The 23,904-nt window shown below is 72.9% G+C and carries 20 protein-coding genes and 1 tRNA gene; 8 read left to right on the top strand and 13 right to left on the bottom strand.

Annotated elements, in window-relative coordinates:
- Window positions 1-90: 90 nt before the first annotated feature.
- Both dnaK and SPI96_RS03335 read right to left on the bottom strand, forming a co-directional pair.
- Window positions 91-1,950, bottom strand: coding sequence for a molecular chaperone DnaK (gene dnaK, locus SPI96_RS03340; protein WP_321080950.1), 1,860 nt, complete (start codon window positions 1,948-1,950; stop codon window positions 91-93).
- A gap of 206 nt (window positions 1,951-2,156) precedes the next feature.
- Entirely contained in the window at window positions 2,157-4,445 is a 2,289-nt protein-coding gene (locus tag SPI96_RS03335) for an MMPL family transporter (protein ID WP_321080949.1), read from the bottom strand.
- A gap of 65 nt (window positions 4,446-4,510) precedes the next feature.
- On the opposite strand from SPI96_RS03335, the gene SPI96_RS03330 reads away from it, so the two are divergent.
- Window positions 4,511-5,005: a MarR family transcriptional regulator gene (locus SPI96_RS03330; protein WP_321080948.1), complete on the top strand. Its 495-nt coding sequence runs from the start codon at window positions 4,511-4,513 to the stop codon at window positions 5,003-5,005.
- Window positions 5,002-5,529, top strand: coding sequence for a hypothetical protein (locus SPI96_RS03325; protein WP_321080947.1), 528 nt, complete (start codon window positions 5,002-5,004; stop codon window positions 5,527-5,529). Before SPI96_RS03330 ends, SPI96_RS03325 begins: the two co-directional genes overlap by 4 nt.
- Before the next feature lie 88 nt (window positions 5,530-5,617).
- Here the strand turns inward: SPI96_RS03325 and SPI96_RS03320 are convergent, their stop codons facing one another.
- Complete coding sequence (locus tag SPI96_RS03320; protein WP_321080946.1) at window positions 5,618-5,986, bottom strand: hypothetical protein; 369 nt, start codon at window positions 5,984-5,986, stop codon at window positions 5,618-5,620.
- A 281-nt stretch (window positions 5,987-6,267) separates the two neighbouring features.
- On the opposite strand from SPI96_RS03320, the gene SPI96_RS03315 reads away from it, so the two are divergent.
- From SPI96_RS03315 to SPI96_RS03295, 5 genes are all read left to right on the top strand, one after another.
- The gene (locus tag SPI96_RS03315) at window positions 6,268-6,855 is read left to right on the top strand and encodes a hypothetical protein (RefSeq protein WP_321080945.1); all 588 of its coding nucleotides are present in this window, start codon (window positions 6,268-6,270) and stop codon (window positions 6,853-6,855) included.
- Entirely contained in the window at window positions 6,852-7,361 is a 510-nt protein-coding gene (locus SPI96_RS03310) for a roadblock/LC7 domain-containing protein (protein ID WP_321080944.1), read from the top strand. Before SPI96_RS03315 ends, SPI96_RS03310 begins: the two co-directional genes overlap by 4 nt.
- A 145-nt stretch (window positions 7,362-7,506) precedes the next feature.
- Window positions 7,507-10,455 carry an MMPL family transporter gene (locus tag SPI96_RS03305; protein WP_321080943.1) on the top strand — a complete coding sequence of 983 codons (2,949 nt, stop codon included), beginning with the start codon at window positions 7,507-7,509 and terminating at the stop codon, window positions 10,453-10,455.
- Between the two features lie 4 nt (window positions 10,456-10,459).
- Window positions 10,460-11,485, top strand: a complete 1,026-nt coding sequence (locus SPI96_RS03300; protein WP_321080942.1) for an aminotransferase class IV — start codon at window positions 10,460-10,462, stop codon at window positions 11,483-11,485.
- 94 nt (window positions 11,486-11,579) lie between these two features.
- Complete coding sequence (locus tag SPI96_RS03295; RefSeq protein WP_321080941.1) at window positions 11,580-11,858, top strand: DUF4235 domain-containing protein; 279 nt, start codon at window positions 11,580-11,582, stop codon at window positions 11,856-11,858.
- A gap of 88 nt (window positions 11,859-11,946) precedes the next feature.
- Here the strand turns inward: SPI96_RS03295 and mnhG are convergent, their stop codons facing one another.
- The 8 genes from mnhG to dcd all read right to left on the bottom strand — a co-directional run bounded on the left by mnhG (window position 11,947) and on the right by dcd (window position 20,683).
- Window positions 11,947-12,336 carry a monovalent cation/H(+) antiporter subunit G gene (gene mnhG / locus SPI96_RS03290; RefSeq protein WP_321080940.1) on the bottom strand — a complete coding sequence of 130 codons (390 nt, stop codon included), beginning with the start codon at window positions 12,334-12,336 and terminating at the stop codon, window positions 11,947-11,949.
- Complete coding sequence (locus tag SPI96_RS03285) at window positions 12,333-12,689, bottom strand: monovalent cation/H+ antiporter complex subunit F (RefSeq protein ID WP_321080939.1); 357 nt, start codon at window positions 12,687-12,689, stop codon at window positions 12,333-12,335. Before SPI96_RS03285 ends, mnhG begins: the two co-directional genes overlap by 4 nt.
- The gene (locus SPI96_RS03280; protein WP_321080938.1) at window positions 12,686-13,417 is read right to left on the bottom strand and encodes a Na+/H+ antiporter subunit E; all 732 of its coding nucleotides are present in this window, start codon (window positions 13,415-13,417) and stop codon (window positions 12,686-12,688) included. Before SPI96_RS03280 ends, SPI96_RS03285 begins: the two co-directional genes overlap by 4 nt.
- A complete protein-coding gene (locus SPI96_RS03275; protein WP_321080937.1) occupies window positions 13,404-15,035 on the bottom strand; it encodes a Na+/H+ antiporter subunit D in 1,632 nt (543 codons plus the stop codon). Before SPI96_RS03275 ends, SPI96_RS03280 begins: the two co-directional genes overlap by 14 nt.
- Window positions 15,032-15,580, bottom strand: a complete 549-nt coding sequence (locus SPI96_RS03270; protein WP_321080936.1) for a Na(+)/H(+) antiporter subunit C — start codon at window positions 15,578-15,580, stop codon at window positions 15,032-15,034. Before SPI96_RS03270 ends, SPI96_RS03275 begins: the two co-directional genes overlap by 4 nt.
- Window positions 15,580-18,711 (bottom strand): Na+/H+ antiporter subunit A, encoded by a 3,132-nt coding sequence (locus SPI96_RS03265; RefSeq protein ID WP_321080935.1) that lies wholly within the window; start codon window positions 18,709-18,711, stop codon window positions 15,580-15,582. The genes SPI96_RS03270 and SPI96_RS03265 overlap by 1 nt, the downstream gene beginning before the upstream one ends.
- Before the next feature lie 83 nt (window positions 18,712-18,794).
- Window positions 18,795-20,105, bottom strand: coding sequence for an MFS transporter (locus tag SPI96_RS03260; protein ID WP_321080934.1), 1,311 nt, complete (start codon window positions 20,103-20,105; stop codon window positions 18,795-18,797).
- A complete protein-coding gene (gene dcd / locus SPI96_RS03255) occupies window positions 20,102-20,683 on the bottom strand; it encodes a dCTP deaminase (protein ID WP_321080933.1) in 582 nt (193 codons plus the stop codon). Before dcd ends, SPI96_RS03260 begins: the two co-directional genes overlap by 4 nt.
- A 253-nt stretch (window positions 20,684-20,936) precedes the next feature.
- Here dcd and SPI96_RS03250 point away from each other — a divergent pair.
- Window positions 20,937-21,007 (top strand) — tRNA-Gly (locus tag SPI96_RS03250).
- Between the two features lie 140 nt (window positions 21,008-21,147).
- Here the strand turns inward: SPI96_RS03250 and SPI96_RS03245 are convergent.
- Window positions 21,148-21,624, bottom strand: coding sequence for a flavodoxin domain-containing protein (locus tag SPI96_RS03245; RefSeq protein ID WP_321080932.1), 477 nt, complete (start codon window positions 21,622-21,624; stop codon window positions 21,148-21,150).
- 41 nt (window positions 21,625-21,665) lie between these two features.
- Window positions 21,666-23,852 carry an NHL domain-containing thioredoxin family protein gene (locus tag SPI96_RS03240; protein ID WP_321080931.1) on the bottom strand — a complete coding sequence of 729 codons (2,187 nt, stop codon included), beginning with the start codon at window positions 23,850-23,852 and terminating at the stop codon, window positions 21,666-21,668.
- Window positions 23,853-23,904 lie beyond the last annotated feature (52 nt).

The raw sequence follows: 23,904 nt of genomic DNA, 5'->3' as shown, positions 1-23,904 counted from the left end.
GGGCCGACCGTGACGGCGCAGAGCCGTCGCGGCCGGCCCGCCGGCGGTGCTCCCGGCCCCGGGGCGGCAGGCCCCGGGGCCGCAGGGCGGTCAGTTCTTCTTGTCGTCCTCGTCCTCGACGACCTCGGCGTCCACGATGTCCTCGTCGGCCGACGTGGAGTCGGAGCCCTCGGAGGCGCCGGCGGCGGGCTCGGCGGACTGCTGCGCGTAGAGCGCCTCGCCGATCTTCACCTGGGAGGCCTGGAGCTTCTCGAACGCGGCCTTGACCTCGTCGTCGTTGTCCTGCTTCTCCAGGGCGGCCTTGAGAGCGTCGACGTCGGCCTGGACCTCGGTCTTGACCTCCTCGGGCAGCTTGTCCGCGTTGTCGGCGAGCAGCTTCTCCACGGAGTAGGCGGACTGCTCGGCCTGGTTGCGGCGCTCGGCGGCCTCGCGGCGCTTCTTGTCGTCCTCGGCGTGGGCCTCGGCGTCCTTGACCATGCGGTCGATGTCCTCCTTGGACAGCGAGGAACCGCCCGTGATGGTCATCGACTGCTCGGTGCCGGTGCCCTTGTCCTTCGCGGAGACGTGCACGATGCCGTTCGCGTCGATGTCGAAGGTGACCTCGATCTGCGGCATGCCGCGGGGGGCCGGGGCGATGCCGGTCAGCTCGAAGGTGCCCAGCGCCTTGTTGTCGCGGGTGAACTCGCGCTCGCCCTGGAAGACCTGGATGGACACGGCCGGCTGGTTGTCCTCGGCCGTGGTGAAGGTCTCGGAGCGCTTGGTCGGGATGGCGGTGTTGCGCTCGATGAGCTTGGCCATCACGCCGCCCTTGGTCTCGATGCCCAGCGAGAGCGGGGTCACGTCGATCAGGAGCACGTCCTTGCGCTCACCGGCGAGCACGCCGGCCTGCACCGAGGCGCCGATGGCGACGACCTCGTCCGGGTTCACGGACTTGTTCGGCTCCTTGCCGCCGGTGAGCTCCTTGACGAGCTCGGAGACGGCGGGCATGCGGGTGGAGCCGCCCACGAGCACCACGTGGTCGATGTCGGAGACCTTGACGCCGGCCTCGGCGATCACGTCGTTGAAGGGCTTGCGGGTGCGCTCGATCAGGTCCTTGGTGAGGTCCTGGAACTTCGCGCGGGAGAGGTGCTCGTCCAGGTGCACCGGGCCCTCGGGGGTCACGGAGAGGTACTGCAGCGAGATGTTCGTGGAGGTGGCGGAGGAGAGCTCCTTCTTCGCCTGCTCCGCGGCCTCCTTCAGGCGCTGCAGGGCGATCTTGTCCTTGGACAGGTCCGCACCCTTGGACTTGGCCTGCTGGAGCAGCCAGTCCACGATCCGCTGGTCCCAGTCGTCGCCGCCGAGACGGTTGTCGCCGGAGGTGGCGCGCACCTGGATGGTGGAGAAGTCGTCCTCGTCCTTGGCGACCTCGAGCAGGGAGACGTCGAAGGTGCCGCCGCCGAGGTCGAACACCAGGATGAGCTCGTCCTCCTTGCCCTTCTCCAGGCCGTAGGCCAGGGCCGCGGCGGTGGGCTCGTTGATGATGCGCTTGACGTTCAGGCCCGCGATCTCGCCGGCCTCCTTGGTGGCCTGGCGCTCGGCGTCGTTGAAGTAGGCCGGCACGGTGATCACCGCGTCGGTGACCTTCTCGCCCAGGTACTCCTCGGCGTCGTGCTTGAGCTTCATCAGCGTGCGCGCGGAGATCTCCTGCGGGGTGTACGTCTTGCCGTCCACCTCGGTGGTCCAGTCGGTGCCCATGTGGCGCTTGACGGAGGCGTAGGTGCGGTCCGGGTTGTTCACGGCCTGGCGCTTGGCGACCTCGCCGACCAGGACGTCGCCGCCCTTGGAGAAGGCCACGACGGACGGGGTGGTGCGGGCGCCCTCGGCGTTCGCGATGACGACGGGGTCACCGCCCTCGAGGACGGCGACGACGGAGTTGGTGGTGCCGAGGTCGATGCCGACTGCACGGGACATGAGGGGTCCTTTCCTTCTGCTGACGGTGAGTGCTCAGACCAGGCCTGTCCGCGCCGAGCGGGACGAACCTGAGCCTTCACGACTCAGGTTGCCACTCGGCGGACGCCGTGTCAACAGACCTGAGTGCATCTCACTCATGTTTGTGTCGACGAGTGCAACGCACCCCCGCCGCCGTTCATTCCCCCACCCCCGCGATGTGCTCCACCTCACCGCACCCGCGCTGGCCACCACACCCGCGGGCCGAGGTCCCGCACGAGCGCGGGGATCAGCAGGGAGCGCACCACAAGCGTGTCCAGCAGGACCCCGAAGGCGACGATGAACGCCAGCTGCACCATGAACATCAGCGGGATCACCGCGAGCGCCGCGAAGGTGGCCGCCAGCACGACGCCGGCCGAGGTGATCACCCCGCCCGTCACCATCAGCGCGTGCAGCACGGCGGCACGCGTGCCGCGCCGGGGGGTCTCCTCCCGGGCGCGGGTCATGAGGAAGATCGTGTAGTCCACACCGAGGGCCACGAGGAACACGAACGCGTAGAGCGGCACGGTGGGATCGGCCCCAGGGAAGCCCAGCACATGGTCGAACACCAGTGCCGAGACGCCGAGGGCGGTGCCAAAGCTCAGGACCGTGGCGGCCACCAGGAGCACCGGGGCGAGCACCGAGCGCAGCAGGACCATGAGGATCAGCAGCACCACGCCCAGCACCAGCGGGATCACGACACGCAGGTCCCGCTGCGCCGTGGTGTTGGCGTCCAGCGCCTGGGCTGCGGGGCCACCGACCAGCACCTCGCCGGAGGCGCCCGCACCGTGCAGCTCCGCGCGCAGCGACTCCACGGTCCGCTGGGCCGCCAGGGACTCGCCCGGGTCGGTGAGGGTGGCGGAGATCAGGACGTCCCCGTCGCGCATCAGCGGCTCGCCCGCCCCCGGCCCCCGAGCGCCCTCCAGGGCGGCCTCGGCCACGCCCGGATGCTCCCGCACGGCGGTCAGGACCCGGTCGACGTCGGCCACGGGGGCGACGATCTCCGCCGGCGAGCCGGCGCCGGCGTCGAAGTGGGCGGCCAGGACCTGCTCGCCGTCCCGCGCGTCGGACTGTCCCAGGAGCACGTCCGTCTGCGCGACGCCGGAGGCCTGGAGCTGGGTGACGCCCAGGGCGAGGACGCCGAGGACGAGGGCGGTGGCGGTCCACACCGGCCGGGCCCGGCGGGCCACGAGCGCGGCCACCCGCGTCCAGACGCCATGGTCCTCCTCGAGCCCGGCGATCGGGCGGCCGTGCAGGTCCTGGGGCGGCCGGTGCCCCCGGCCGCGCGCCTGCCGCCGCTCCGCCCGACGCGCCGCACGGGCGAGCGAGGGAACGGTGGGCCAGAACGCGGCCCGGCCGAGCAGCTGCAGCAGCGCCGGCAGCAGGGTCAGGGCGGCGAGCCAGGCGAACACGATGCCGGAGGCGGCGATCGGGCCGAGGGAGCGGTTCGAGTTCAGGTCGGAGACCAGCAGGATCAGCAGGGCGGCCGCCACGGTGGCCGCGGAGGCGGAGATCGCCCCGAAGGAGCCGCGCACGGCCGCCGCGAGGGCCTCGCCCACCCGCTCCCGACGCTCGAGCTCCTCCCGATGGCGAGCCACGAGCAGCAGGCAGTAGTCGGTGGTCGCACCGATCACCAGGATGGACAGGATGCCCTGGGCCTGACCGTTGAGCTGGATCCAGTCCGCCCGCGCCATCCAGTAGACCGCGAGGATCGCGGCGCACAGGGCCGCCGTCGAGGTCAGCAGCACGAGCACCGGCAGCAGCACGGAGCGGTAGACCGCCACGAGGATCACGAACACCACCACGAGCGCCACGAGCAGCAGCAGGCCGTCGATCCCGGCGAACGCCCCGCCCAGGTCCGCCGCCAGTCCGGCCGGACCGGCCACATGCCAGTCTGCTGAGGCCGCCACGGTGCCCGTCAGCGCACCGTCGGCGGCGGCCGGGTCGGCGAGCACCGCGCGCAGGTCCGCGACGACGTCGGCCGCCTCCCGGGGCGCGTCCGGGCCGGACGCGATCAGGGCGAGGTACTGGACGGCCCGACCGTCCTCGCTGGGGATCGGGCCGACGACCTCGGCCACCCCCGCGACCTCGCCGAGCCGCTCCCCCAGGACGGTGAGCACCGGGAGGGCGCTCGCGGCGTCGGCGGTGGAGGCCTCTCCGACGATGACGGCGGGGATCCGCGTGCCCGCGCGGAAGGCCGCCGCCCGCTCGCCCGCGAGCGTGGACTCGGCACTGGCGGGCAGGAAGGTGGACTGGTCGTTCGAGGAGACCTCGGAGATCCTCCCGAACGTGGGACCGCCCAGGCCCATGACCGCGACCCACACGAGGACCAGGGCGGCGGCGATCGCGAGACGGGGCCCGGCGGAGCGGCGGCGCCCGGCGTCGCGGGCGGTGGCCCCGGCGGCGGGCCGCTCCGCGGGGCGGACCGCGGCGCGGGCGGCGGGAGAGCGGTACGGGGTGAGGTCGGGAGGCTGCGTCACGCCGACCACCGTAGCAGGTCCTTCGATCGTCTAACCATTAGAGGATCACACTAGAATCTCCTCCCATGACCACTCCGTCCCCGCATCAGATGCGCTGCGGGCAGGCCGTGGTGCTCGCCCTGCGCACCTTCAGCGAGCGCGCGGACCACGCCGCCGAGCAGGCGGGCCGCACCCTGGGCCTCAGCCGCACCGACCTGCGCGCCCTCAGCGTGCTCATGCGCCGGGCCGCCGAGGGGGAGGAGACCACCGTCACCGACCTGGGACGGGGGCTGCACCTGACGACGCCCGCGGCCACCGCCGCCGTCGACCGCCTGGTGGCCTCGGGCCACGTGGTGCGCCGACGCTCCGAGCGGGACCGGCGCCGGGTCATCCTGGACCACACCCCCTCCGCCGTGGCCGACGGGCGCGCCGCCTTCTCCCCCCTGGCCGAGCGCATCGGGGCGGCCCTGGCGGACGTCCCCCGGGCGGACCTCGAGGCGGCGCTGCGGGTCATCGACACGGCCGCTGCGGCCCTGGAGGACGACGACGTCGCCGCGGCCGCCGGGCGGGCCCACCGGTGACCCCGCCCCCCGCCTCCCGGCGCCCGGTGCTGGTCGGCCTCGACGGACGCTCGGGGGCCGGCAAGTCGACGCTCGCGGAGGCGCTGGCCGCCCGCCCGACCCCGCACGCCCGGACGGCCGTGCTGCACCTGGAGGAGATGTACGCCGGCTGGGACGGCCTGGCCGCGGCGATCGCCCCGGATGGGCCCTACGCCAGGGCGGTGGCCGCCCTCGCCGCCGGCCGCCCGGCGCGCTGGCGAGCCTGGGACTGGCACCGCTCCGCGCCCGGACCGCCGCGCACCCTCGACCCCGACGGGATCGACCTCGTGGTCTGCGAGGGCGTCGGCGCCCTGTGCGCCCCGGCCCGGCCCCTGCTGGACCTGCGAGTGTGGGTCGCCCAGGAGGACGCCGTCCGCCGCGAGCGCGCACTGGCCCGCGACGGCTCCCTCTACACCCCGCACTGGGAGCGGTGGGCCCGGCAGGAGCGCCGCTACCTGGCCGCACAGCGCCCGCAGGACGTCGCCGACGTGACCGTCCACCTCTGATATCCGGCGGGCCGAGGCCCCAGGGCACGAGAACGCCCCGCCGGCTGGAGCCGACGGGGCGTCGTGGGGTGCGCGGAGCGCGCAGAGCTCAGCGGTAGTTGTTGGCGTGGCGGTTCACGGCCGAGCGCAGCAGCGCGAGGTTGGTGGCGGCACGGTCCGCGGCCACGTAGAGGAAGGTGCGCTCGTCGAGCATCTTGATCAGGTGCAGCTGATCGCTGAGGGTCAGCAGCATGTCCTCGAGAGTGCTGCGGATACCGAGTACCTGGATGGTCTTGAGCTTGGCCTTGACCATCTCAGAGTTGTAGGCGGAGGCGACCTCGAGGTCGAAGTCGGCGCGCGTGGAGCGGGAGGCCAGCGGCATGCCGGACTCCATGTCCACGATCGAGGCGCCGATGAAGCCGTTGACGTCGGCATTGATGCTGTCGATGATGCGCGTCAGCTCTTCCTGGCTGGCCATGGGCGGTTCTCCTTGGAGTGATGGGAGGGTCGGAACGGGGCACGGACGAGGGCCTTCGCGGACGGTCCCCGCCGCGGCGCGCACCAGGCGCACCGGCGACACCTCGAGCCGCACCATGCCCTGGGAGTGTAGACGTTCCACGCCACCTTCAACAGACCCCCACAGCGCGCCGCCGCCTCCTCTCCTCGGGGCCTCCGCAGGCCGGGACACACCGCTACCATGGACACCGCGCCGGCCCCTCACAGGCCCGCCAGCCCCCGCCGACGACCGAGAGGGACACCATGTCCGCAGCCCCGGCCGGCGCCGTCGTCGGCGCCACCACAGCACGTCAGGTGGTGTTCGTGGGCCCCATGGGAGTGGGCAAGACGACCGCCGTCACGGCACTGTCCGACATCCCCGTGGTGGGCACGGACGTGCGCCAATCCACGCTCACCTTCGCCGAGCCGTCCCAGGAGGGCAAGACCACCACCACCGTGGGCATCGACTACGGCGAGTGGACGGACCCCGAGGGCAACCGCATCGCCCTGCTCGGCACCCCCGGGCAGGTCCGCTTCTCCTCCGCCCGCGAGTCCGTCACCGCCGGGCGGGCCCGCGTGGTGCTGTGGATCTTCGGCCAGCGCCCGGACGCGGCGTTCCAGATCGGCCGCTGGCTGGAGCTGCTGGGCGACGCCTCCGTATGGTCCCGCACCGTGATCGCACTGACCCGCCTCGAGGGCGCCGACCCCGAACGGGCGATCGCCCTGGCCCGGCGCACCCTGGACCCGCGCTTCCAGCATGTGCCCGTGCTCGTCGCCGACCCGCGCGAGGCCGCCGACGTGGCCCGCGTGACCCTCGCCAGCCTGTCCCTGACCCCCGGGAGTGCCGCATGACCGCCCAGCCCCACCCCCAGGAGCCCGCGATCGAGGAGGTGAGCATCGACCCGGAGATCGCCGAGCACTGGGAGATCTGGTCCCGTGTGATCGGCACCATGGCCCTGCCCCGGCTCGAGCGCCTCCAGCGCGAGGTCCCGGAGATCCGCTCCGTGACGCTCTGCACGGCCGATGGCATGAACCTGTGCTCCCTCGGGGTCTCGCAGGAGGACGTCGGCCGCCTGGCCGCCCTGAACTCCTCCCTCTACGCGATCGCCTCCTCCCAGGCGGAGATCGTCTCCGAGGGGGCCGCCTCCCCCACGCAGACGATGGTCTCGCTCTCCACCGGGCGCGGCCACGCCGTGCTGACCAGCTTCGTGCAGCCGCCCCTGGGTCAGCTGCTGCTGTCCGTCTCCGCGGACTCCGCGCAGCTGGGCTTCCTGGTGGTGCGCGCCCGGGAGGCCGCCGCCGGGATCCAGCAGTGGCTCGCCGAGGAGCAGGTCAAGCAGGGCCTGCCCGGCTCCTGATCCGTCACCCGCGCCGGGGCCTGCCCCGCAGCCGGCCCGGCGAGATCCCACCCGCCTCCTGAACGGAGCACTCCGCTCCGCTTACCTGTAGGATGGCCATGATCGGCCCCGTCGTGGCCGCACCGTCCCCGAGGAAGTCCCCACCATGGCCACTCTTCTGCATCGGCTCGGCCTCGCCGCCGCGCGCCGCCCCCTGGTCGCCCTCGTCTCCTGGCTCCTCGCCCTGGCCCTCGCGGTCGGGGCGTTCGTCGCCTTCGGGGGGACGCTGAGCTCGGCGGTCACGATCCCCAACACCCCCACCGCCCAGGTCACGGACCGGCTCCGCGCCGAGTTCCCGGCCGCCTCCCGCGGCACCGGCCAGGTGGTGTTCGCCACCGAAGACGGCTCACCCCTCACGGACGAGCAGCGCGCTCGGATCTCCTCCCTGTTGGACGAGGTCACCCGACTGGACCCGGTGAACTCCGTGATCGACCCCTTCGAGGTCCAGGCCCAGAAGGACTCCGCCCGCCGCGAGCTCGCGGACGCCGAACAGCAGGTCGCTGACGCCCAGCGCCGCCTGCAGGACGGCCAGAAGCAGATCGAGGACGGCCGCGCCCAGCTCGAGCAGGCCCGCGCCGAGACCGCCCAGGGCGAGCGCCGCCTCGCCCAGACCAAGACCCAGCTGGACGAGGGCCAGGCCCAGCTCGACGCCGCCCGCGCGGACATCCAGGAACGCGGCCTGGCAGCCCTCCCGGACGACGCCGTCGCCCCCCTCACCCAGGCCCGCACCGAGCTCGAGGCCGGTGAGGCCCAGCACCGCCAGGGCCAGGCCCAGCTGGACGCCGCCCGCGACCAGGCCCGCGACCAGGCCGCGGCCGCCGGGCTCCCCGCCGAGGCCGTGGACGCCCAGTTCGCCGAGCAGCAGGCCCAGCTCGACGCCGCCGCCCAGGAGCTCGCCGCCGGCCGCGCCCGCCTCGAGGCAGGCCAGCAGCAGGCCCTCGCCTCCGCCACCGCCGAGCTCGACGCCCAGCAGGCCCAGCTCGACGCCGGCCGCACCCGCTACGAGCAGGGCGTGGCCGAGCTCCGGGCCGGCCGCGAGGAGATCGCCGCCGGTCAGACCCGCCTCGAGCAGGAGCAGGAGCGCCTCGAGGCCGGCCGCACCCAGCTCGAGGAGGGGCAGGCCAAGGCCGCCCAGGGCCAGCGGATGCTGGACCTCGCCGGCGACTACCGCACGGTCTCCGAGGACGGCTCCGCCGCCCTGGGCGCGGTCTCCTTCGACCAGCCCGCCCTGGACCTCACCACCGAGGAGAAGGAGGAGGTCACCTCCACCCTCACCTCCGCCGACATCCCCGGCGTGCAGGTCCGCCCCACCCAGGCGCTCAACGCGACCGTCCCCCAGCTCATCGGCCCGGCGGAGATCGTCGGCCTCGCCGTGGCCGCCGCCGTGCTGCTGATCATGCTCGGCACCCTCATCGGCGCCGGGCTGCCCCTGGTCAACGCCCTGGTCGGCGTCGGCGTCGGCGCCCTGGGCGCCCTGGCGTTCTCCGGCGTCGTGGACATGATGTCCGTGACCCCCGTGCTCGGGATCATGCTCGGACTCGCCGTGGGCATCGACTACGCCCTGTTCATCGTGAACCGCCACCGCCAGGAGCTGCGCCGCGGCCTCCCCGTGCACGAGTCGATCGCCCTGGCCAACGGCACCTCCGGCAACGCCGTGGTGTTCGCCGGCCTCACCGTGGTCATCGCGCTCGTGGCGCTGAACGTCACCGGCATCCCCTTCCTCGGGATGATGGGTACCGTCGGTGCCGCCTGCGTCACCATCGCCGTGCTGGTGGCCGTGACTCTCACCCCCGCCCTGCTCTCCCTGGCCGGCACCCGTGTGCTCTCCCGCCGCGAGCGCCGCCGCGCCGCTGAGGCCCAGGCCCACGAGGAGCGGGCTCAGCAGGACCCCGCCACGGCCTCCGCCGCCGGCTCGGCCGGCTCCCACGCCGCCCCGGGCGGCCGACGCCCCCGCCGGACCACGATGTCCACGGCCGGGGCGCTGGCCTCCGCGCTCGCGGCGGTCGCCCTGCTCGTGGTGGCGGCCCTGCCGTTCGGCTCCATGCGGCTGGGCCTGCCCGACGGCGGCTCCGAGCCCCTCGGTTCCGACTCCCAGGTGTCCTACACGCTGATCGCCGAGGAGTTCGGCGAGGGCTACAACGGGCCCCTCGTGGCGACCGTGGACCTGCCGGCCGGCCTGTCTGACCAGGCCGCCGCCGCCCAGCAGCTCGACGTGGGCGAGCAGCTCGCCGGCCTCGACCACGTGCGCACCGTGGTGCCGGCCGGGTTCAACGCCGACCGCACCATGGCCATGTTCCAGGTGATCCCCGAGGAGGGCCCCAACGCCGTCTCCACGGGTGAGCTCGTGCACACCCTGCGCGAGACCGAGCCGGCCGGCGAGGCCTCGAACCTCGGGGTGGCGGGGGTGACCAGCGGGTTCATCGACGTCTCCCAGAAGCTCTCCGAGGCGCTGCCGCTCTACCTGGGCGTGGTCGTGGGCCTGTCCCTGCTGATCATGGTGCTGGTGTTCCGTTCGATCCTCGTGCCCCTGATCGCCACCGGCGGCTTCGTGCTCTCCGTGTTCGCGGCGATGGGCGGCGTCGTGGCGATCTACCAGTGGGGCTGGCTCGGCGAGGTCTTCGGGGTGCACAGCCCCGGCCCGGTGCTCAGCTTCCTGCCGACCATCATGATCGGTGTGCTGTTCGGCCTGGCCATGGACTACCAGCTGTTCATCGCCTCGGGCATGCGTGAGGCCTACGCCCACGGGCAGGACGCCCGGACCGCCGTGATGACCGGCCTGCGCGCCGGCCGCTCCGTGGTGATCGCCGCGGCGATCATCATGATCTCCGTGTTCGGCGGCTTCGTGTTCTCCCACGACGCGATGATCCGGCCGATCGGCTTCGGCCTGGCCTTCGGCGTACTGCTCGACGCCTTCGTGGTGCGCCTGCTGCTGATGCCCGCGCTCATGCACCTGCTCGGTGACAAGGCCTGGTGGCTGCCCCGGTGGCTCGACCGGATCATGCCGGACGTGGACGTCGAGGGCGCCTCCCTCGAGCGTGGCCGGCACGTGGCCTGAGCCGATGGCCGACTCCCCCGCTCCCGCCGCCGCGCCTGTCCTCGTCCTGATCGACGACGACGGCGGCCCCCGCCTCGCGGATCCGGCGGCACCGCACCTGCCGGTGACGGACCAGGGCGCCACCCGTGGTGACGGGCTCTTCGAGACGGCTCTGGCCGTCGTCGGGAGGGACGGGGTGCCGGTGGTGCGCAAGCTGGGCGCGCACCTGGCCCGCTTGGCCTCCTCGGCGCAGGCCCTGGACCTGCCGGTGCCCGGCGCCGAGCGCTGGGAGGCGGCGGTGCGCCTCGGCCTCGAGGCCTGGGCGGACGGCGCCCGGACCGCTGACGCCGGGACGGCCGGTGCTCGGCCCGTCCCGGGGAGCCGGGCCTCGGTGCGCCTGACCGCCACGCGAGGACCCGAGGTGCCGGCCGGTCAGCCGGTCCGGCCCACCTGCTGGGTGCTCGTGACCGCCGTGCCCGCCCCGGACCCGGCACGGCGGCGGGCCGGGGTGTCCGTGCTGCTGCTCGAGCGCGGCCTGGACTCCCGGGTGGTCGAGCGCGCCCCCTGGCTGCTCACCGGCGCCAAGACCCTCAGCTACGCGGTGAACATGGCCGCACTGCGCCACGCCCGCGCCCAGGGGGCGGACGACGCCGTGTTCACGAGTGCTGACGGCTACCTGCTGGAGGGCCCCACCTCCACCGTGCTGATCGCCCGCCGCACCCCGCAGGGCCGCCGCGCCCTGGTGACCCCGCTGCGCCAGAAGGGCATCCTGGCGGGCACCTCCCAGTCCGTGATCTTCGCGGCGGCCGAGGCGGAGGGCTGGGAGCTCGGCTACGGGCCCCTGGTGCCCGCGGACCTCGAGGGGATCGACGGCATGTGGCTGGTCTCCTCCGTGCGCGGGGTGATGCCCGTGCGGGAGGTGGACGGCCGCGCCCTGCCCGTGGACCCTGCGCTCACCGACCTGCTGCAGGCCTGGTTGGACGCCGACGCCGACCCCGGCCGCCACACGAGCGGCGACCCGCTGCCCGAGCCCCCGGCCCCCGGGCGCTGAGCCGCCCCGCCCCGGGCGGATGTCCGGTTAGGCTGGCATCCGGCCGCGCCCCCGGTGTGCGGCGTCCCGTCACCTCGTGAGGAAGGCTCATCCCGTGGACAAGATCATGCAGAAGGCCCTGGCCGGCGGCATCACCGTGGTGGGGGGCCTCGTCGGCTCCCGGGTGGTGGCCACCGGGTGGAAGCTGGCCTCCGGCCATGACGCCCCCTCCGACGCCACGGACGAGACCGTGCCGCTCGTGGAGGCCCTCTCCTACGCGTTCCTCTCCGCCGGCATCATGGCCCTGATCCGGGTGGCCGGCCAGCGCGGTGCGGGCGCGGCCCTCCGCCGGGCCTCCGCCTCCACCGCGCACCGCGTGGACAACGAGGTCTGATCCCCACTCCCACGCACGGCCCGGCACCCCCTGAGGAGGTGCCGGGCCGTCGTCGTGTGCGGGTCAGGGGGCTGGCCGGTCAGGCGAGTCAGCGGGGCTGCTCGCCCTCGCCGGTGCTGAGGTGTCGGCCGAAGTCCCGGAGGTCGTCGCGCACCAGCAGCTCACGCTTGGCATGCTTGGTGCGGTAGGCGGTGCGCCCCACCAGGTGGGACGCCACCGGCCCGGTGACCATCTGCACCATCCAGGCCAGCACCAGCACGGGCACCCACACCCAGGCCCGCCACTCCACGGCCAGGCCCAGCAGCATGAGCATCAGCCCGAGCACCTGAGGCTTGGCGGCCGCATGGATGCGGGTGAGCAGATCCGGCAGGACCAGCAGGCCCACCCCGGCCACGAGGGAGAAGAACGCCCCGGAGATCAGCAGGACCGCGGAGGTCCAGTTCAGGACGGCGTCGGGGATGACGATCTCGGGGATCACGGGTGGCTCCTCGCGTCGGAGTCGGGGGCGACGGCCTGATCGCCCGGGGTGGCCACATGCGTGCGGTCCTCACGGGGGTGGTCCGGGCGGCGGTCCTCCACGAACCGGGCCACGGTCACCGACCCGACGAACCCGACGGTCGCCGTGATCATCACGAGCATGATGGTGCGGGTGTGGTCCACCACCGCCATCTCCAGCACCAGCGCGGAGCTGAGCACCACGAGCAGCACGTCCGAGGACACCACACGGTCCAGCAGGGACGGGCCTCGGACCAGGCGGATGAGCGCGCCCACCGCACCGGCCATCAGCAGTGCACCGGCCACCCAGGCGGCCAGCATCATGGGGTCGATCATCGGCTCTCCTCCCGAGGTGTTCCAGGCACCCGGTCCGGGGTGTCCGGGAGCGCATGCTGCGGGTAGACGGGGTTGCGGCGCAGATCGTCCAGCTCGTCCTCGGGCGGGGCCTGGTCCGGGTGGCGGCGCAGCAGCTCGACGTCTTCACGCGAACCCACGGCCCGGATGATCCCGGCCTCCACGTTCAGGGCGGTGCGCCGGTAGGCCTCGACGTCGTCGTCGTCGGTGGCGTCCAGCACGTGCAGGTACAGCGTGGCGCGGGCACGGTCGACGTCGAGCACGATCGACCCGGGCACGAGGGCCAGGGCGTGGCTGACGAGGGTGGTCACGAGGTCGTCGTGGCTGCGCAGGCGCACCCCCACCACGGAGCTGCGGGCCCGGCGCCCGCGCAGCAGCACCGTGGCGGAGATCGCCACGGATGAGCGCACGACGTCGGCCAGGAACCGCACACCGAACACGAGGCTCCACCACGGGTGCAGGCGGCCCGGGAAGGGGATCGCCGGCATCGGGAACAGCACCACCACCACGGTGGAGAACAGCACCCCGGTCAGCACCACGTGCAGACTGAAGTCCTGCCACAGGGCGCACCACAGCAACAGCATCACCAGCAGCAGCGGCCACTGGGCGAGCAGGGCGTGCAGCCCTCGCACGGGACGCTGGGCTGTGGGGTGGTCCTGCCGCACGGTGGCGGTGGAGCCGGTGGTGGGGACGGGCTCAGCGGTCGGCATCGCGCACCTCCGTGGGGTCCTGGCTGAGGATGCCCTCGGCTCGGTCGGCGGCCTGGGTGCCCAGCACCGCCTCGATGTAGGGGCGGCGCTCCAGCATGTCCCGGGCGGCCCGGTCCGAGAAGTCGAACAGGGGGCCGGCGAACACCGTGAACGCGACGGTCATGGTCACGAGGGCGACCGTGGGCAGGGCCAGGCCGGACTCGATCGGCCGCGGCGGGCGGCCGCGCTCGACCACGCGCTGAACGTCCGCCACCAGCTGTGGGGGCGGATGCTCGGCGTCCTCCACCTTGCGCCAGAACACGCGCGTCCACAGGCGGGCCACCACAAGCAGCGTCAGCAGGGAGGCCAGCACGGACACACCCACCAGCGTGTAGGACATCGGGGTGCCCAGCTCCGCGCCGCCACGCAGCAGGCCGACCTTGCCCAGGAACCCGGACAGCGGCGGGATGCCGCCGAGGTTGAGCGCGGGGATCAGGTAGAGCACACCGATCAGCGGGGCCACCTTGGCCAGGGAGCCGAGGCGGTCGATGTTCGCGGTGCCCGCCCGGTGCTCGATCAGGCCGGTCACCAGGAACAGGGCCGTCTGCACGGTGATGTGGTGGCCCACGTAGTACACCGTGGCGGCCAGGCCCATGCGGGTCCCCAGGGCCAGGCCGAAGATCATGTACCCGATGTGCGAGACCAGGATGAACGAGAGCACACGCTTGATGTCTGTCTGCACCAGGGCGCCCAGGATGCCCACCACCATGGTCAGCGCCGCCACCACCATCAGCAGGTCGTTGACGTGCTCGCCCGGGAACAGGAGGGTCTCGGTGCGGATCATCGCGTACACGCCCACCTTCGTGAGCAGGCCCGCGAACACGGCGGTGACCGGGGCCGGGGCCGTCGGGTAGGAGTCCGGCAGCCAGAAGGACAGCGGGAACACCGCCGCCTTGATGCCGAAGCCCACCAGCAGCATCACGTGCAGCACCATCTGCACGTCCACGGGCAGCTCGCCCAGCTTGACCGCCAGGTCCGCCATGTTCACGGTGCCGGTGGCCGCGTAGATCATGGCGATCGCGATCAGGAACACCGCCGAGGACACCACGGAGACCACCACGTAGGTGACGCCGGCCCGCATGCGCTGGGCCGTTCCCCCGAGGGTGAGCAGCACGTAGGAGGCGGTCAGCAGGATCTCGAAGCCCACGTAGAGGTTGAAGATGTCGCCGGCGAGGAACGCGTTGGACACGCCCGCCACGAGGATCAGGAACGTAGGGTGGAAGATCGAGACCAGCCCGCCCTCGTCCTCGTCGAGGATGCCCTGCGCCGAGGCGTAGACGAGCACCGCGAGGGTGATCAGGCTGGAGATCACGAGCATGAGCGCCGAGAGCCGGTCCACCACGATCGTGATGCCCAGCGGGGCGGGCCAGCCGGCCATCTCCACGGCGGCGGCGCCGGTGTCCCAGGCCGCGGCCAGCAGGCCGACGTTCAGCAGCAGGGTCAGGCAGAGGGCGCCGATGGTCACGGCCACCTGGGCCCGCCAGCGGCGCATCAGCATGAAGGTCACCGCGGCGCCGAGCACCGGGATCATCACCGACAGCGGCGCCAGGTCCGTCAGGGGGTGGGAGCCGATCATCATGCGGGCTCACCCCCGTCCGCGGCGCGCGGCATCGAGTGCGGCTCGGCGGGGGCCGAGGGGCGCCCGGCCCGCTTGGCCTTGGGGGCCTCCGCGCTGGTCTGCTCGTAGTGGGCGTTGGGGTCGGCGTCGTCGTCCATGAACTCGGAGTGCTCCTCGATCAGCTCGGCGTCGTCCTCGGCGTCCCATGTGGACTGGGAGGCCACGCGGCGGTCCTCCGCGTCCTCGCGGATCTCGTCGAGGCGGCGCAGCAGCCAGGACCGGTAGATCATGGCCGCGAGGAAGGCGGTCACGGCGAAGCCGATCACGATCGCGGTCAGCATCAGTGCCTGGGGCAGGGGGTCGGCGTACTCGGTGCCGTCCACGCCGGCCTCACGGATCGGCGGGCGGCCACCGCCACCGGCGGTCACGAACAGCAGCAGGATGGTGGCGTTCGTGATGAGCATCAGCCCGAGCATGATCCGGGTGAGGTTGCGTTCCATCACCAGGTAGACGCCCCCCGCGTAGAGGACGCCCATGCCGGTGAGCAGGGCGAGATCGACGGTCATCAGCGGGATCCCTCCCCGGGCGCGGAGACGATGGGCATGGGCATGGTCTGGTGGGGGCCGGGGCGTGCCGGGCGGGTACGACGCCGGCCGGTCGCCTCACGTCGCACGTCCTGCCAGGCCTCGCCGCGGCGGTCCACCTCACCGCCGAGGGCGCGCAGCACGTCCATGACCAGACCGATCACCACGAGGTACACGCCGATGTCGAACGCCGTGGCGGAGACGAGCTTGAGGGAGTCGCCGAACAGGGGAAGGTCGTGGAACTCCACCGCATAGGACTGCAGCACCTGGCCGCCGAAGAACAGAGGCGAGATACCCGTGAGCGTGGCCACGGCCAGGCCGGAGCCGAGCAGCGGGCCGGCCGGGATCAGCGAGGCCTCCTCGAGCTCGTACCGGCCGCCGGCAAGGTAGCGCAGCGTGAAGGCCAGTCCGGCCATCAGGCCGCCTGCGAACCCGCCGCCGGGGGTGTTGTGACCGGCCAGCAGCAGGTACACGGAGATCAGCATCATGATCGGGAACATGAAGCGCACGACCACCTCGAGGATGATCGAGCGGCGCTCGGGGGCGAGCGTGTGCCCGGCCACCAGCCAGGGGGTGTCGCGGTCGTCCACGGCGAAGCTGCGCACCACGGAGAGGGCACGGGGACCGAGCACAGAGTTCGAGCCGTAGTTGCCCACCGAGCCCGGGCGGACGTCGTCGATATCGCCGACCTCGGCGTCGCGGTGGCGCAGGAAGATCAGCGAGGCGATGCCCGTGGCGGCGGCCGCGAGCACGGTGATCTCCCCCCAGGTGTCCCAGCCTCGGGTGTCCACGAGGGTCACGTTCACGGTGTTCGCACCGTGGCCGATCTCATAGGCCAGCTCGGGCAGGTCCACGGAGATCCGCTCAGCGGTGCGGGCGGCCATCGCCGTGGCCACCACCCACATCATGGTCAGGCCGAAACCGATCGCCAGGACGGCGCGGAAGACACGGCGGGTGTCCCCCTCTCCGGCCGGCCACTCAGCCGGCAGCACGCGCAGACCCAGGATCAAGGCCACCAGCACGATGGTCTCCACCACCACCTGGGTGATCGCCAGGTCCGGAGCACCGCGCATCGCGAACAGCGCGGCGGCCGCATAGCCGGTCACCGAGACCAGCATGATCGCCTGGAAACGACGGCGGGCACGCAGCACCGCCGCCACGGCCACACAGAGCATCACCACCACGCCGGCCTGAGCCGGCTTCGCCGCGACGGTGATGTCCGCGGTGAGGAAGGAGGTGGCCAGCACCCGGCCCTCCTCCCCCACGGGGAAGAGCAGGAACGCCAGGGGCAGCAGGAACGCCACGCCCAGGATGATCGCCAGGTAGCGGCGCAGCGAGCCGGTCTGAGTGCGGGCGGTGATCCACAGCGCCGTGGCATCCACCCCGGACAGCGTGCGGCGGTAGGTGCGGGCGGCGTCCACCGGGAACTCCAGGTGCCCCTGGAGGCGCTGCACGGGGCGGCGGGCCGCGGCCAGCAGCGCACCGAGCACCCAGATGCCCGCAGAGATCGCCAGCACCGGCGTCCACCCGTGCCACAGGGCCAGGTAGGCAGGATTCTCCCCCGCCTCCAGCGGGGCCAGCCCGCCGGTGTAGGCGGTGATCAGCGGCTCGGGCAGCCACGGGGCCAGGCCCAGGCCCAGGCAGACCACGGCGAGCACACCGGCGGGGGCGAGCTCGGCAGCGGTCACACGGGAGTGGAACGCGGTGGGCTCGGGGGCCACGCCGTCCTCGGTGTCCCGGGCCCGGCGGGTGCCGAACGCACCCCAGAGGAAGCGCCACGTGTAGGCGAAGGTCAGCACGGAGCCCAGCGCCATGCCCACCAGCGGAGCCCAGCCCCACACGGTCCCGGCATGCTCGCCGTGGGCGAGGAGGGACTCGAGCACGGACTCCTTGGCCACGAACCCGAACAGCGGCGGCAGGCCGGCCATGGACAGGCCCGCCACCACGGCGACGGCGGCCAGCCAGGGGTGGCGGCGGCCGATGCCGGAGAGCCGGCGCAGGTCACGGGTGCCGGCCTCATGGTCGATGATGCCGACCACCATGAACAGCGGCGCCTTGAACACGGCATGGGCCAGGAGCATCGCCAGGCCCGCCATGGCAGCATCCCGGGTGCCCAGACCGTTGGCCACCATGAGGAAGCCCAGCTGGGAGACCGTGCCGTAGGCCAGCACGAGCTTGATGTCCGTCTGCCGCATCGCACGGTAGCCGCCGAGCAGCAGGGTGAGCAGGCCGATGCCCAGCACCATCACCTGCCAGGAGACGAGCCCGGCGAACGCCGGCGCCAGCCGGGCCACCAGGAACACGCCGGCCTTCACCATCGCCGCGGCATGCAGGTACGCCGAGACCGGGGTGGGGGCGGCCATGGCCGCCGGCAGCCAGAAGTGGAACGGGGCCTGCGCGGACTTCGTGAGCGCGCCCACGAGCACCAGCGCGACGGCCGTCTCGACCAGGCCACGCGGGGCACCGCCGTCCAGCAGGCCGGGGGCGGCCGCGAGGATCCCCGAGATCCGCCATGTGCCGGCGGACACGGAGAGCAGCACGAGGCCCACGAGCATCGCCAGGCCGCCGAACGTCGTCACGAACAGCGCCTGGATGGCCGAACGGCGCGCGAAGATGCGCTGGCCCGAGTACCCGATCAGCAGGAAGGAGAGCACCGAGGTGATCTCCCAGAAGGTGTAGAGCACCATGACGTCGTCCGTGGTGACGAGCCCGAACATGGCACCGGCGAAGGCGAGCAGCTGGCCGCCGAACACGGCGTTCTTCGGCTCATGCTTGCGGAAGTAGCGGGCGCAGTACATGAGCACGAGCGCACCGACGCCCAGCACGATCAGCGCCATGAACGCGGACAGCGCGTCCATCCGGAAGGTGAGCTCGATGTCCAGCAGCGGCACCCAGGGGACGGTGCGGTCCAGGTGGGCGGCGGAGGCCGGGACCGGCCGGCCGTCGTCGAGCGCCGCCTGCAGCGCGAACACGTGCGGCAGCTGCGTGAGGACCCACAGGAACCCCACGGCGGGAACGGTGGCCAGCACGTAGAAGCCCAGACGGCCGGTGAAGCGGAAGAGCACCGGCGCGAGGATCGCGACGGCGAACAGGGCCACCAGAGTGATGAGCATGGGGTCCCTTCGTCATGCGGTCGGGCGAATCGTCCTACGGACGGGCGAGGGCCGTCACCACCCTACCGGACGCCCCTGTCCGCTCAGCGGGCCTGCCGGGGCTCCGGAACCCGCACCAGCAGTGCCCCACCGACCACCAGGACGCCCGCGATCACGGGGATGACCACCCGGTTGTCCGGCACGAGTGCGAGCGCCGCCGAGACCAGCGCCGGCGTGATGAAGCCCACGGCACGGCCCGTCGTCGCGTAGAGCCCGAACACCTCCCCCGCCCGCTCCACCGGCGTGGCCCGCCCCAGGAACGCCCTCGAGGCCGACTGCACCGGCCCCACGAACAAGCACAGCACCAGCCCCCCTGCCCAGAACGCCGCCGGCCCCGAGGCTACCCACAGCACCAGGCACGTGAGCACGAGCGCCCCCAAGGACCCCAAGATCACCCGGCGCGGGCCCAGGGCGTCGTCCAGCCGCCCACCCACGAACGCGCCCAGCGCCGCCACCACGTTCGCCACGATCGCGAAGAGGATCACATCCCCGGCATCGATCCCGAAGACCGTGGTGCCCAGGATCGCCCCGTAGACGAACACGGCACCCACCCCGTCCCGGAACACCGCCGAGGCCACCAGGAACCGCAGGGTGTCCCGGTCCTCACGCCACAGCCGCGCCAGGGTGCGCCCCAGCCCCCGGTACGCCTCAAGGAAGGACTCCGCGCGCTGATGGCCGTCCTCCGCCCGGGCCGCAGGAGGCTCCGGCACAGCCACGAGCACGGGGATCGCGAACACCAGGAACCATGCGGCCGCCACCAGCGCAACCACACGGATGTTCAGGGCGTCCTGCTCCGTCACCCCGAACCAGTGGGCGTCCCCGGAGACGAACCCCACGTACACGAGCAGCAGCAGCACGATCCCGCCCAGATACCCCGCGCCCCAGCCGACACCGGAGACCCGGCCGATCGTGGCCGGCGTCGAGATCTGCACGAGGATCGCGTTGACGTGCACCTCCGCGAACTCGAAGAACACGGTGCCCAGGGCGATCAGGCTCACCCCCAGCAGCAGGGAGGACTCCTCGGGCGTCACCCAGAAGCACGCGGCCGTGCAGGCGATCACCGCGCCCGTCGTCAGCCCCAGCCACAGACGACGCCGGCCCGTGCCGTCCGCGCGACGGCCCATCGCCGGGGCGGTCAGCGCGATCACGACGCCGGCGAGCGCCGTCGCCGTGGACAGCCATGCCGTGCCCCGCTCGTCCGGGCCGAACGCGTCCGAGGCCAGGTAGGTGCCGAACACGAACGTCACCATGACGGCGTTGAACGACGCCGACCCCCAATCCCACAGGGCCCATGCCGCCACCTGCCCGCGGCGACCCACACGCGAGGCGGCCGGGACGGTGGCGGCGGAGCTCACCGCTCGATCCTGGTGATGTGGAAGTCCCGGTGGGAGCGCGAAGCCGTGGGGCCACGCTGACCCTGGTAGCGGTTCTTGTTGTCCCCCGTGCCATAGGGGGCCTCCGCCGGCGAGCTGAGGCGGAAGAAGCAGAGCTGGCCGATCTTCATGCCCGGCCACAGCGTGATCGGCAGCGTGGCCACATTGGACAGCTCGAGGGTGACGTGCCCGGTGAACCCGGGGTCCACGAAACCGGCGGTCGAATGCGTCAGCAGGCCCAGACGGCCGAGGGAGGACTTGCCCTCCAGGCGGGCGGCGACGTCCTCCGGGAGGGTGACCTGCTCATAGGTGGCCCCAAGCACGAACTCGCCGGGGTGCAGGATGAACGGCTCGTCCGGGGCGACCTCCACCAGCCGGGTGAGCTCGTCCTGCTCCTGGGCCGGGTCGATCTGCGCGTACCGGTGGTTGTCGAACAGGCGGAAGAAGCGGTCCAGGCGGACGTCCACGGACGCCGGCTGCACCATCGCGAGGTCCAGGGGGGACAGGCCGATGCGCCCGGAAGTCAGCTCGGCACGGATGTCACGGTCGGAGAGCAGCACGAGGCCACGGTAGCGCAGCGGGCGGACCCCGTGGGGACCTTCACGCTTCAGGTCGTCGGGGGCCCGGCAGGGCTGGGGCAACCGGCCCGGCGGGGCGCGAGGCGGGCCCATCGGTCGATGCGCGGGAACGCGGGCCGCCTGGCCCGGCGGGGCCCGGGGGCGCGAGGTGGGCCGACCGGCGGAGGGTGGGGCCGGCGTCGTGCGCTTCTGGTGTATGGTGGATCCGCGCCGCCGGTGAGAGCCGAGCGGATGCGCGGGCGTAGCTCAATGGTAGAGCGCTTGCTTCCCAAGCAAGATACGCGGGTTCGATTCCCGTCGCCCGCTCCGATCCCCTCCATCAGGGAGGGATGAGGCCCCGGGAACCGTCAGGCGCCCGGGGCCTTCGTCATGTCCAGGCGAGGCGGCCCCCGGAGCGTTGTGAGAGAGGGGCACGGACGCGGCGAGCGCTGGGAGAGGGAGCGGGGTCAGCCGCGCAGGCCGGTCAGACCCTTCGCCCAGGACTCCAGCCCCGCCCAGTCACGGAAGTCCCCATAGTTCTCGTTGCCGGAGAGCTTCAGCTGCAGCTTCTCCAGGCCGCTCAGGCGTTCCTCCACCACGGCCCCCCGCACATAGCCGATCTCACGCGGGCCATAAGCCTGCAGCGCGGCATGCAGACGCGGAGACAACGACGGCGCCCCACCGGAGACCAGCAGCACCAGCGGGCGCGTGGACAGCTCCGCCCGGCGTGAGTCCAGGAACGCGGACGCCTCCTTCGCCAGCCGGGTGCGGTACACCGGAGCGGCCACGATCACAGAATCCGCCGAGTCCAGCCACGCAGCCGCGCCTTTGACGTCCTCCACGACGGTCTCGATCTGCTGCTGCTCCTGCAGCACCTCGGCCACCCGCTCGGCGATCTCACGGGTGGAGCCGTGATGGGAGGCGGTGACGATCAGCGTGGTCATGGGGCGTCCTTCGGGAGGTCGGGGCGACATCGGGATCAGGCTCAGTGTATCCCGCGCAGGTCCAGGTCCAGGCGGGTCTCCGCCCCCTCGGGGGCCTGGTCAGGGGCATGCACGGACACCGGGATCCCCCAGTCCTGCTGGTAGAGGTGGCAGGCGGCGCTGTCCGGGATCGGCCGGCCGGGCTCGCCGTCGCACGCGGCCGCCCGCGCCGTGATGTGCAGGACCCCCTCGGCCACCTCCGGGTTCAGACGCAGGGTGCGGCGCAAGCCCACCGAGGTTCCCGCACCCTCGAGCAGCAGCTCCTCCGGGGAGGAGGACACCTTCATCTGGGTGGGATCACCCCAACGCTCGTCGAGCTTCTGCCCCGACGGCGCGGCGAAGCCCACCACCAGCTCGAGCTCCCCGGCCACGACGTCGGTGCGGGGCCGCTGGGTCTGCCGGGCACCCTCATCCACGGTGAGGTACTCCTCGGGCACCGCAATCCGCACCAGCCGGTGGGCGTTGGTCTCCACCACCACGATGTCCTTCGGGGTGCCGTCCTCCCCCGGCTCGACCAGCACGTCCGCCGGCTCGGCCAGGCCCCGGGCCACCGTGCTCACCACGGCAGGCACCGGGCGGCCGGCCGCGTCCACACCCTCGGGCGCGACGCGGCGGACCGCCCCGTTGAAGGTGTCCGCCACGAGCACCGAGCCGTCCGGCAGCGCCGTCACCCCCAAAGGGTGCTGCATCAGCGCCCGGGCGGGGTCGCCGTCGACGTGCCCAAAGTCGAACAGGCCCGTACCCACAGCGGTGCCCACCGTGCGCGCGTCGCCGTCCTCACGGACCCAGCGCACTGCGGAGGTCTCCGAGTCCGCGAGCCAGAGCGTGCCGTCGTCGGCGAAGGACAGCCCCGAGGTCTGCGCGAACCAGGCGGTCTCAGCGGGGCCGTCGAGCAGACCCTCAAGGCCGGTGCCCGCCCACACCGCGAGCACCCGGCGCAGCGGGTCGAAGGAGAACAGCTGGTGGGTGCCGGCCATCGCCACGATCATCCGGGCCGAGCGCGCGTCCCAGGCCAGGTCCCACGGGGAGGACAGGGAGGTCTGGAGCGGGTCGGCGTCGAGGTCGGACAGGTCCGCGGCCACCACGTCCTCCGACCCTGCCGCCGCACGGACCCGATCGGAGTCGATGAGCGCCTGCACACCGTTGCCGGCCAGGGTCCGCACCTCGCCGGTGGCCAGGGTCACCCCGCGCAGCCGGTGGTTCACGGTGTCCGCGACGACGACGTCGTACCCCACCTGGGCGGCGACGTCCTCCGGAAGCAGCAGCAGCCCGTTGGGCTCGTTGAACAGGGCCTCGGCGGGGCCGCCGTCGCGATGGCCTCGCGTGCCCGGAGTGGGGGCGGTCAGACCGGCGGCCTGCTCGGGTGCCTGACCGGAAGCCTGCCCGGGGGCCAGGGCCGGGTCCCCTCCACCGACGGCACCCAGCACGGTGGTGAGATCCGCGGCCAGCTCCACGAGCCGGTGATGGCCGGTGTCCGCCACAAGGAAGGAGCCGGGCTCGGTGCCGCGGCCCTCAAGGGCGATCGCCGTGCCGGGGAACTTGAAGTCCCGGGCCACGGGGGCCGGAGGCACGTAGGGGCCGGAACCGCGGTGCAGGGTGCCCTTGGCCTCATGCTCGGCCACGAGTTCGCGCACGAGCGAGTACAGGCCCGCCACATGCCCCTCACCGGACAGGTGCGCCACGATGTACCCCTCCGGGTCCACCACCACGAGCGTGGGCCAAGCACGGGCCGAGTAGGCCTGCCAGGTGGTCAGGGCCGGATCGTCCAGCACAGGGTGGGCGATGCCGTAACGCTCCACGGCGGCCTCGAGGGCGGCCGGCTCGGCCTCGTGCTCGAACTTCGGGGAGTGCACCCCGACGGTGACGAGCACGTCCGCGAACTCCCGCTCGAGAGGGCGCAGCTCGTCGGCCACGTGCAGGCAGTTGATGCAGGCGAACGTCCAGAAGTCCAGGATCACCACCTTGCCGCGCAGCTCCTCGAGGCTGAGGTCCGCACCACCGGTGTTCAGCCAACGGCGGCCCACGAGGGAGGAGGCGCGCACCCGCGAGCGCGTGCGAGGAGTCGGGGCGGGGCCGGCGTCGTGGGCGGTGGCGTCGTGAGCGGCGGGGCCGGCGTCGTCGTGGGCGGTGGCGGGCGGAGCGGAAGGCGCGGCGTGCGAAGCGGAGGCGGAGGGTCGCTGCTCGGTCATGCGCTCCATTGTGGGGCATCCGAGGGATACACAGCAGGGCCGTCCCACCCCT

Source organism: Micrococcus sp. (assembly GCF_034179925.1).
Classification (GTDB): Bacteria; Actinomycetota; Actinomycetes; order Actinomycetales; family Micrococcaceae; genus Micrococcus.
Note: the sequence above shows the minus strand (reverse complement) of the source record. Positions and strands in the feature narration are given on the sequence as shown.